The organism is Streptomyces sp. NPDC058195 (genome assembly GCF_042883525.1).
GTDB lineage: Bacteria > Actinomycetota > Actinomycetes > Streptomycetales > Streptomycetaceae > Streptomyces.
In genome coordinates this window covers 151142-160307 of the sequence record NZ_JBHVVM010000016.1, presented here as the reverse complement: position 1 = coordinate 160307, position 9166 = coordinate 151142, and the positions used below count along the sequence as shown (strand labels likewise).

The window sequence follows — 9166 nt, the reverse complement described above, 5'->3', positions numbered from 1 at the left end:
CGGATCGGCCAGCATCGTCGCGGCATGGTGCACCCCACCACCCGGAGGCGGCGTCGAACCAGGCGGCGGAGGCGGCACCGGAGCACCAGGGGCACCGGGCATGCCGGGAGGACCGGGCGGACCAGGCGGCGGCACGGGCGCGCCGGGCGCACCGACCTGCGGGGCGAGCTGGGTCGGCAGGTACCCGCCCGCCGGAGCACCGGGCGCACCCGGCCCCGAGGGCGGCGGCACCGGAGCACCGGGACCGGCTCCCGGCACCCCCGGAGCGCCCGGAGGAGGCGGGGTCGGCGCACCGCCACGCGAACCGTGCGGAGGCACGGCGGCCTTGCCGGTGGTCGCGTCGGCGATGCCACCGCCGCCCGGAGCACCCGGAAGCGGAGCCCCCGGGCCGCCCGGAGCCGACGGCAGGCCCGGCACCAACGCGGTCCGGGGCAGCTGGCTGCCCCCCGACATCAGAGCGGTCGGCGCGTCGGCAGGGACCACCGGCGGCGGGGTGTTCTCGTCATCGGCACCCGAGAGCGGCGGCGCGAACACCGTGGCGGGCAGCGGCACCTCCGCGTCGTCGGAGTCCGTGCCCGTGTTCGTGTCCGTACCGGCCCACGGGGTCGCCCCGTCCGGCACGCCCTGCGGGGGCGCCTGCGGAGCCGCGGGCGGGGGCGGGGGCGGGGGCGGAGCTACGGGCGGGGCGGCGGGCGGGGCCGCCGGAACGCCGTCGTTGGCGGTCGGCTCGTACGCGACCGGCCCGCCCTGCGAAGCCGGGGCGGCCGACGGCGCGGCGCCCTCGCGGCGGTCCGGGATGCCCAGCTTGTCGGCCGCTTCCTGGAGCCACTCCGGAGGGCTCAACAGGAACGACGTCTGGTTCAGGTCGATCCGCTGGGGCGTCTCCGGAGCGGCGGTGGCCGCCGCGGCCTGCGCGCCGTACTCCTCTTCGTACCGCCGGATCACCTCGCCCACCGGCAGGCCCGGCCACAGGGTGGCCTCACCGCTGTCACGGGCGATGACCAGCCGCTGACGGCCGCCGTCCGAGACGGGGCCCTCCGCGCGGTCCTCGCCCCACACCACGAAGCCCAGTTCGAACTCCCGCACCCGCACCTCGCGGTGCTGGTACGCCGGGACGTCGCCGTTGATCCACTCGTCCGCGCGCTCCTGCGCCTGCGCAAAGGTCACCATCGCGCTCACCCCTCCACCGGGACGGCCCGCGCGAAGCCACCGTCCACCATCAGGTTCGCCACGGTCTCCAGCTCCGGCGGGTTGCCCGCCAGCCGCTGGAGGAAGGCGTCGAAATCGGCACCGCACGGCAGCAGCAGCCGGTCCACCCGGTCCTGCACGGCCCAGCCGTCCTGGTCCCGGGCGTCGTCGTAGGCGCAGAACCACACCGACCCCACGCCGTTGCCCCGCACCTTCACCGCGACGATGCCGCCCTGGACGAAACCGACGCCCAGGAAGTCCTTGGTGAGGTGATCGCGCAGGCACTTGTTGACGTACACCAGGTCGTTCACCGCGGCCTGCTCGCGCACCGTGAAGAACGGCTGGTCGACCAGGAGGCCCAGCTCCGCGTCGAGCGCCGCGCCGGCGGGTGCCGAACCGCCCGCCGCCTTCAGGAACGAGCGGTAGGCGCCCGGCAGCCGGTAGCCGAGGTCCTCCTCGACGCCCAGGACCTGGGACTCGCTCACCGCCACGGCGCCCTTCGGCAGCCGGAAGTGCGTCGGCCGGGTCTCCTGCAACGGGCGGGTGCCCCGCTTGGTGTGGTCGACGGCCGTACCGGCCAGCCCGGCGTGGTGCCGCAGCAGCGCCTTCACCTCGACCGGGATCAGCTCCATGCGCCGACCGCCGGGCACGTGGTGCCAGGTCCAGCCGTGCGGGGTGGCGACCGCGGGAATGGTGTCCCAGAGTTCGTGGCCGCTCGCCGCCAGCGCCGCGTTCGCCGAGACGTAGTCGGTGAGCCGCAGCTCGTCGACCCCGAAGCCCTGCGGCGGTTCGGCGATCTCGGCGGCGGCACGCGCGTACGGCGTGAAGACCGGGCTGCCGTTCCCGTCCATGCGCACACCGCCGGAATGGCGGGACGCCCGGACCGGGTCCGGGAAATGCACGAGCTGCCCGGCGTAGGCCGCGTTCGGTGGCGCGGCTTGCTGCCCGAGCCGACCTGTCGTCATGGCGGTTGCCCCCTGCTGCGTCTGGCTGGTGAGGACCGGCCCGCACGAGGGCGGCGGTCCGGGCACAGCCTATGCGGTGAGGCAAGGGCGGGTCTTGCCCGTGTGACCCGTCCTGCGCGGCCCTCCGCACGACCGTCACCAACCGTCACAACGGCGTGACGGACGGGCGACGCGCCCATCACCGGCCCCTGCCTAAAAGCTCCTCCGAGGCGCGGTACGAAGCCGCTCGACACGCGACACGAAGACACGTTTCACCGCCCCAGCTTCCACACCAGCCCGGACATTTGGCAGGCTGTCACCGCAACTCGGGGGCGTGCACATCGCGCAGCTACCGCTGCCGGCACGGGAGGGAAAGCACCAATGCACACTGCACAATCAGTCACATCCGGAGATCCGCGCCTCAGCTGGAGCAGCGCCGACGGCAGCCGGACGCCCCGGCTTCTGCACCGCCGCGACGGCATTCTGCCCGCGGTCGCGGCAGCGCTCTCCGTGCGCGGCGAGACACTCACCTGCACTGCGGGCAAGGGCGACCTGCCCCCCGTGCTGCACCCGCTCGTCCAGGACTTCCTCGACACCCTTCCCAGCGGTCGGCGCGAACGCTTCACCGGCCGCTGCCCCGAAGCGATACTCCTCTCCCGGCAGCTCACCGCCGCCGAGTCCACCCGCTCCAAGCGCGCCCAGCGCAAGCCGCTGACCAACGGCGAAGCCCGGCGCGCGCTCAAGCACTCCCGGCTCACCGCGCGGCGCATCCGCGAGGACGGCGACCCCATGCACGGCAGCTACGCGCCCCCGTGCCGCTCCTGTGCGGCCATGCTCGCCCACTTCGGCGTACGCCCCGTCGACCTGGCGACGCCCACGGCCGCGACCACCGCCGAGAAGGGCTGACCGCACGCCGATGCACGACCGAACCGACCTGCCCGCACAGCCGGGCCCCGCGGGACGCGACCGGAACGCCTCCACCCGCTTCCCCGTCGCCGTGGACGCCGCCCTGCGCGCCGCCGGCTGGGAACCGGGCCGCTGGAACATCCGCCAGGCCGAGGAATGGGCCGACGCGCTGAGCTCGCACACCTCCCCCGCCGGTCACCGGCACGCGGTGTTCCCCGCGGCCGTGGAGGCGTGGGCCGAATTCGGCGGACTGCGCATCGCCGCCTCCGCCCCGGGCCGCCAGATCGCGCCCGCCCCCGTACGCATAGACCCGCTGAGCGGGCTCCACCTGGCCCGCACCCTCGGCGATCTCGGCCGGGCGCTGGAGACCGAGGTCAGCCCGCTGGGTGAGGAGGGCGACGGACAGGCGGTGCTGGCGATCGACGCCGAGGGCCGCGTCTACAGCATCGACCACACCGGCGACTGGTACCTCGGCCCGGACATCGACCAGGCACTGGCCACCCTCGTCTCGGGCATCCAGCCGGAGCGCCTGGTCTCGCACTGATCCGGCCGGACCGCACAGAACCGGACCGGGCCACTCCGGGCCACGCGGAACCGGACCGCACGGAACCAGACCACGCGGAACCGGACCGCACGGAACCGGCCTGATCCCGGCCCGACCCCCGGGGTCGGGCCGCCGGACCCCGAACCGGCCCCGGCCCCGGCCCCGGACCAAGCCATCCGGCCCGGAACGGACCCGCCCGGAACGGATCAGGCCGCCGAACCCTGTACCGGCAGGACCGCCGACACCCGGAAGCCGCCCGCGTCCGTCGGTCCCGAGACGAAGACGCCACCGAGCCCCAGCACCCGCTCCCGCATGCCGACCAGCCCGTTGCCGCCGCTCGGCAGCCCCGCGTCCACCGTCGCCGCGTCCGACGGGCCGTTCTCCACCTGCATCGCGACCTCCGCGCCCCGGTGCGCCAGCCGCACCCAGGTCCTGGCGCCCGCCGCGTGCTTGTGCACGTTGGTCAACGCCTCCTGCACCACCCGGTACGCCGTCTGCTCGACCTCGGGCGGATACGTGCGCGCCTCGCCGTCCACCGACAGTTCCACCGTCATCCCCGCCGCCCGGGACTCCCCCACCAGGATCTCGACCTCGTGCAGACGTGGTCCGTCCTCCGTGGCTGCCGCCGCGGCGGCGGCAGCCGCCTGGCCGACCGAGGCCAGCGGCACTCCGGCCGGGCGGGACGTCACCGGCTCCCCCGCCCGCAGCACCCCGAGCATCTCGCGCAGCTCCGTCAGCGCCTGCCGCCCCATGTCCCCCACCAGGGCCGCGTTCCGCACCGCCTTGGCGGGGTCCTTCGGCGCGACCGCCTGGAGCGCGGCGGCGTGCACCACCATCAGGCTGACCCGGTGGGCGACCACGTCGTGCATCTCCCGGGCGATCCGGTGGCGCTCCTCCGCACGCGCCCACTCCGCCCGTTCCTCGGCCCGGTCCGCGAGCAGCGACAGCTCCCGCTCCAGCGAGTCCGCCCGCTCCCGCAGGCTCTCCATCAGCCGCCGCCGGGCCCCTATGTAGAGGCCGAGCAGCACGGGCGGGGCGGTCAGCCCGAGCGACATGAAGAGCGAGATCAGCGGTACGTACCAGTCGTCGGGCCCGAAGTCCGCCTGCTCGGCCACGCTCTGGCGCAGCCGGACGTACGTCACGATGAACGAGCCCGCGAGGGACATCCCGCTCAGCACGGCGGTGATCCGGCGCGGTACGTCGGAGGCGGCCAGGCTGTACAGGCCGACCAGCCCCATCAGGAAGGCCATCCCGGCCGGTGCCGTCGCGATCGCCACCAGCACCACCGCGATCGGCCAGCGCCGCCGCAGCACCAGGACCGATCCCACGAGCAGCCCGAACAGCACGCCCACCGGCACCGGCAGCCCGGCGTCCCCGGCGAAGTCCACCCCCTCCACCGCGCACTCCAGCGCCGAGAGGAGCCCGAGCCCCACGTCCAGGGCGACACTGCGCCGCCGCTCCCACCACCAGTAACCGCGGGTGGTCTGCCCCGCCGCTTCCTGGTCTGCCCCCGTTGCGGTCATGGCATCCACCCTACGGGCGCCCACCGCTCCCTTCCGGGTCACCGGGACAGTGCGGGCGGCCCCCACTCAAAGACGGAACAACCACTTATCGCTTGAAATGGCGAATTGAGCGGCCTTTCGCACCGGACGCCCGTATTCCGGAAGACGCTCACCGCATGACGAAGATCACGAGCGGATACGCCGGCTCCGGGCAGTCCGCGCGAGCCGGCGACCGCTTTTACGCCGGAAGGGCCCCGGCCCGCGGAGGGGAACGACGACGGCTCTCCGCAGACGTGGCCCGGGGCCGGGCGGAGGGCAGTCAGGACGCGTCGCAGCGGCCGGCGGGAGACCGCCGCCTCCGTCAGAAGCGGCTCGCGCAGTGAAGGAACACGGCCCCCGGACCGTACGGAAGAACGGGGGTGCGGAGCACAGGGGACGTCTCGTCGTCCGGGTGTCCAAAAGCGCCGACTTGTATCGTCGTATGGAGGAGTACTGGCGCGGATTCACTAGCCAAGCCCAACTCCGGCTCGGGTAAGGTCTGACACAGTGATCCGCCGTAGTGTAATCGGCAGCACGGCATCCTTTGGAGATGTTCGGTCTAGGTTCGAGTCCTAGCGGCGGAGCCCACGAAGTACGGGCCCTGGCCAGCAGGTCGGGGCCCGTACCCATGCCCGCCCAACAGCCCCCCGGTATCCTTCGGATGTCCACCACCCGAAGCCGAAGGGCATTTCCGTGAGCTCCGATCGCCCGGCAGCCGTCGTCGTCCTCGCAGCGGGTGAGGGCACCCGCATGAAGTCGAAGACTCCCAAGGTCCTCCACGAGATCTCCGGGCGCTCGCTCGTCGGACATGTCGTCACCGCCTCCCGCGAGCTGGACCCCGAGCACCTCGTCGTGGTCGTCGGCCACGCCGGTGAGCAGGTCACCGCGCATCTCGCCACCGTCGACGAGCGGCTGCGCACCGCCCACCAGCCCGAGCAGAAGGGCACCGGCAACGCCGTGCGCGTCGGCCTCGACGCGCTGGGCGGCTCGGTCGGCGGGACCGTGATCGTGGTCTGCGGCGACACCCCGCTGCTCTCCGGCGGGACGCTCCGCGCGCTCGCCGCCACCCACGCGGCCGACGGCAACGCCGTCACCGTCCTGACCGCCGAGGTCCCCGACTCCACCGGTTACGGCCGCATCGTCCGCGACCCGGCCGACGGCGCGGTCACCGGGATCGTCGAGCACAAGGACGCCACCGACGCCCAGCGCGCGATCCGGGAGATCAACTCCGGGGTCTTCGCCTTCGACGGCCCGCTCCTCGCCGACGCCCTCGGCAAGATCGGCACCGACAACAGCCAGGGCGAGGAGTACCTCACCGACGTCCTGTCGATCCTGCGCGCGGCCGGCCACCGGGTGGGCGCCTCGGTCGCCGGGGACCACCGCGAGATCCTCGGCATCAACAACCGGGTCCAGCTGGCCGAGGCCCGGCGGCTGCTCAACCAGCGGCTGCTGGAGCAGGCCATGACGGCCGGGGTGACGGTCGTGGACCCGGCGTCCACGCTGATCGACGTCACCGTGACGTACGAGCGGGACGCGGTCGTGCACCCGGGCACGCAGCTGCTCGGCGCCACCCACCTGGGCGAGGACGCCGAGGTCGGCCCGAACTCCCGGCTCAAGGACACCCAGGTCGGCGCGGGCGCCCGGGTCGACAACACGGTGGCGGACGGCGCGGAGATCGGCGCGGGCGCCACGGTCGGCCCGTACGCCTATCTGCGGCCCGGCGCCCGGCTCGGCGCGAAGTCCAAGGCCGGCACGTACGTGGAGCTGAAGAACGCCACGATCGGCGAGGGCACCAAGGTCCCGCACCTGAGCTACGTCGGCGACGCCACGATCGGCGACCACACCAACATCGGTGCCGCGAGCGTCTTCGTGAACTACGACGGCGAAGCCAAGCACCACACCGTGATCGGCTCCCACTGCCGTACCGGAGCGGACAATATGTTTGTGGCTCCCGTCACGGTCGGGGACGGCGTTTACACCGCCGCGGGCTCGGTCATCACCAAGGACGTACCGCCCGGTTCGCTGGCTGTCGCACGCGGCCAGCAAAGGAATATCGAGGGTTGGGTGGCTCGCAAGCGGCCGGGAAGCGGCGCCGCGCAGGCGGCTCAGGCCGCGACCTCGGAGCACACGAGCGAAAGCTGACCGGAAACAGGCGCGCCGAGCACGGCGTACCGTGATAGATGCTCACCCCATTTCGGCTGGCTCGTCGCACATCGGGACACATGCGCGGGGCCAGGACCACGTCTGAGGAGACTGTGCTGTGACCGGGATCAAGACGACCGGCGAGAAGAAACTGATGCTCTTCTCCGGCCGCGCCCACCCCGAGCTTGCCGAGGAGGTCGCACACCAGCTGGGTGTCGGTCTCGTGCCGACCCGGGCCTTCGATTTCGCCAACGGTGAGATCTACGTCCGCTTCCAGGAGTCCGCTCGCGGCGCCGACTGCTTCCTGATCCAGAGCCACACCGCTCCGATCAACAAGTGGATCATGGAGCAGCTCATCATGCTGGACGCGCTCAAGCGCGCCTCGGCCCGCTCCATCACGGTGATCGTCCCGTTCTACGGGTACGCCCGCCAGGACAAGAAGCACCGTGGCCGCGAGCCGATCTCGGCCCGCCTGGTCGCCGACCTGATGAAGACGGCGGGTGCCGACCGCATCCTCACCGTGGACCTGCACACGGACCAGATCCAGGGCTTCTTCGACGGCCCGGTGGACCACCTGTTCGCGCTGCCGATCCTGGCCGACTACGTCGGCGCCAAGGTCGACCGCACGAAGCTGACGATCGTCTCCCCGGACGCGGGCCGCGTGCGGGTCGCCGACCGCTGGTGCGACCGGCTGGACGCCCCGCTGGCCATCGTGCACAAGCGCCGCGACAAGGACGTCGCCAACCAGGTGACCGTCCACGAGGTCGTCGGCAACGTGAAGGGCAGGGTCTGTGTCCTGGTCGACGACATGATCGACACCGGCGGCACCATCTGCGCCGCCGCCGACGCCCTGTTCGCGCACGGCGCCGAGGACGTCATAGTGACCGCCACCCATGGTGTGCTCTCGGGTCCGGCCGCGGACCGGCTGAAGAATTCCAAGGTCAGCGAGTTCGTCTTCACCGACACTCTGCCGACCCCGGGCGAGCTGGAGCTCGACAAGATCAAGGTGCTCTCGATCGCGCCGACGATCGCGCGCGCGGTCCGCGAGGTCTTCGAGGACGGCTCGGTGACCAGCCTCTTCGAGGAGCAGTAGGACCAGCGGGAAACCAACGGTTGCGAAGATCGACTTTGGGGCGGCCTCCTTCGCCGGGTAGACTCACTGAGTTGCTCGGCGAGGGAGGCCGTACCCATGGGTACGGCGGTCCGTTATCGACGCGCTCTTCGTAGCAGGCCAGTCGTGGCCGGGTGACCTTCCGATTTCGTCACCCCACGAGGAGTGCAGTCATGGCCGAGGTCAAGCTCGAAGCCCAGATCCGTACCGAGTTCGGCAAGGGCGCCGCCCGTCGCACCCGCCGCGCCAGCCTGGTTCCCGCGGTCGTCTACGGCCACGGTGCCGAGCCGGTCCACGTCACCCTGCCGGCCCACGCCCTGATGATGGCGCTCAAGACCGCCAACGTGCTGATCTCCCTGGACATCGACGGCAAGGACGCCCTGGTCATCCCCAAGGCCGTGCAGCGCAACCCGCTCAAGGGCGACGTCGAGCACGTCGACCTGCTCACCGTGAAGCGCGGCGAGAAGGTCAACGTCGAGATCGCCGTGCACGTCGAGGGCGACCTGGCCCCGGGCGGCAACCTGCTGGAGTACGTCCAGAACACCCTCCTGGTCGAGGCCGAGGCCACCCACATCCCCGAGTCCGTCACGGTCTCCATCGCGGGCCTGGACGCCGGTGCGTCCGTTCTCGCCAAGGACATCCCGCTGCCCAAGGGCTCCGTGCTCGCCGGTGACGAGGACGCCGTGGTGCTCCAGGTCGTCGCCGCGCAGGCCGAGGAGCCGGCCGCCGAGGGCGCCGAAGAGGGCGCCGAGGCCTGAGCCTCGCCTCTCCTGCTTCACTGACGGGGCGG

At 72.5% G+C, this 9166-nt stretch carries 7 protein-coding genes, 1 tRNA gene and 1 pseudogene; 6 read left to right on the top strand and 3 right to left on the bottom strand.

Annotated elements, in window-relative coordinates:
• Positions 1-1170 (bottom strand): annotated as a pseudogene (locus tag ACFVWY_RS21255) (hypothetical protein); the annotation flags it as partial.
• 5 nt (positions 1171-1175) lie between these two features.
• Positions 1176-2153 (bottom strand): SMI1/KNR4 family protein, encoded by a 978-nt coding sequence (locus ACFVWY_RS21250; RefSeq protein WP_389874599.1) that lies wholly within the window; start codon positions 2151-2153, stop codon positions 1176-1178.
• 360 nt (positions 2154-2513) lie between these two features.
• On the opposite strand from ACFVWY_RS21250, the gene ACFVWY_RS21245 reads away from it, so the two are divergent.
• Positions 2514-3038: a YwqJ-related putative deaminase gene (locus ACFVWY_RS21245; RefSeq protein WP_389874597.1), complete on the top strand. Its 525-nt coding sequence runs from the start codon at positions 2514-2516 to the stop codon at positions 3036-3038.
• A gap of 10 nt (positions 3039-3048) precedes the next feature.
• Complete coding sequence (locus ACFVWY_RS21240; RefSeq protein WP_389874595.1) at positions 3049-3582, top strand: SUKH-3 domain-containing protein; 534 nt, start codon at positions 3049-3051, stop codon at positions 3580-3582.
• A gap of 206 nt (positions 3583-3788) precedes the next feature.
• Here the strand turns inward: ACFVWY_RS21240 and ACFVWY_RS21235 are convergent, their stop codons facing one another.
• Positions 3789-5105: a sensor histidine kinase gene (locus ACFVWY_RS21235; RefSeq protein ID WP_389874593.1), complete on the bottom strand. Its 1317-nt coding sequence runs from the start codon at positions 5103-5105 to the stop codon at positions 3789-3791.
• A 529-nt stretch (positions 5106-5634) separates the two neighbouring features.
• Here ACFVWY_RS21235 and ACFVWY_RS21230 point away from each other — a divergent pair.
• From ACFVWY_RS21230 to ACFVWY_RS21215, 4 genes are all read left to right on the top strand, one after another.
• Positions 5635-5707: transfer RNA gene (locus ACFVWY_RS21230), tRNA-Gln, on the top strand.
• 109 nt (positions 5708-5816) lie between these two features.
• Positions 5817-7265, top strand: coding sequence for a bifunctional UDP-N-acetylglucosamine diphosphorylase/glucosamine-1-phosphate N-acetyltransferase GlmU (glmU, locus tag ACFVWY_RS21225; RefSeq protein ID WP_389874591.1), 1449 nt, complete (start codon positions 5817-5819; stop codon positions 7263-7265).
• A 118-nt stretch (positions 7266-7383) separates the two neighbouring features.
• On the top strand, positions 7384-8358 hold the full coding sequence (locus tag ACFVWY_RS21220) for a ribose-phosphate diphosphokinase (RefSeq protein WP_389874590.1): 975 nt from the start codon (positions 7384-7386) through the stop codon (positions 8356-8358).
• Between the two features lie 191 nt (positions 8359-8549).
• Positions 8550-9134 carry a 50S ribosomal protein L25/general stress protein Ctc gene (locus ACFVWY_RS21215; protein ID WP_389874589.1) on the top strand — a complete coding sequence of 195 codons (585 nt, stop codon included), beginning with the start codon at positions 8550-8552 and terminating at the stop codon, positions 9132-9134.
• The last annotated feature ends 32 nt before the right edge of the window (positions 9135-9166 follow it).

Coding starts and splice junctions, on each gene's coding strand:
- ACFVWY_RS21215 (WP_389874589.1), top strand. CDS start 8,550: ATGGCCGAGGTCAAGCTCGAAGCCCAGATCCGTACCGAGTTCGGCAAG.
- ACFVWY_RS21250 (WP_389874599.1), bottom strand. CDS start 2,153: ATGACGACAGGTCGGCTCGGGCAGCAAGCCGCGCCACCGAACGCGGCC.
- ACFVWY_RS21235 (WP_389874593.1), bottom strand. CDS start 5,105: ATGACCGCAACGGGGGCAGACCAGGAAGCGGCGGGGCAGACCACCCGC.
- ACFVWY_RS21240 (WP_389874595.1), top strand. CDS start 3,049: ATGCACGACCGAACCGACCTGCCCGCACAGCCGGGCCCCGCGGGACGC.
- ACFVWY_RS21245 (WP_389874597.1), top strand. CDS start 2,514: ATGCACACTGCACAATCAGTCACATCCGGAGATCCGCGCCTCAGCTGG.